Annotated in this window: 1 protein-coding gene; it reads left to right on the top strand. The window is 63.0% G+C overall.

Annotated features, from left to right (window positions below; genetic code table 11):
• Positions 1–351: DnaA/Hda family protein (locus EN808_RS35395; protein ID WP_245525208.1), on the top strand; the 351-nt coding region annotated here is incomplete at both ends.

The following is a 351-nucleotide window of genomic DNA, read 5'->3' as shown; positions in this document are numbered from 1 at the left end:
GGCATGCCGGTGGAGACCGAGTTCCGCCATAACGTGCTCGGGTCGCCGCTCGACCCGCGTTACACTTTCGCGTCGTTCATCGAGGGTCCCTCGAACCGGGTGGCCTTCGCGGCCGCCAAGGCGGTGGCGGAATCGCAATCGAGCGCGGTACGCTTCAACCCGCTCTTCCTTCACGCGACAGTTGGCCTCGGCAAGACGCACCTGTTGCAGGCAATCGCGGCGGAATCGCTGCGGCACAATCCGAAATCGCGCGTGGTCTATCTGACGGCAGAGTATTTCATGTGGCGCTTCGCCACCGCCATCCGCGACAACAATGCGCTCACCCTCAAGGAGCAGTTGCGCGATATCGAT

The organism is Mesorhizobium sp. M8A.F.Ca.ET.165.01.1.1 (assembly GCF_004792065.1).
In the GTDB taxonomy this organism is placed as follows: domain Bacteria; phylum Pseudomonadota; class Alphaproteobacteria; order Rhizobiales; family Rhizobiaceae; genus Mesorhizobium.
This window is presented reverse-complemented; position numbering and strand designations above follow the sequence as displayed.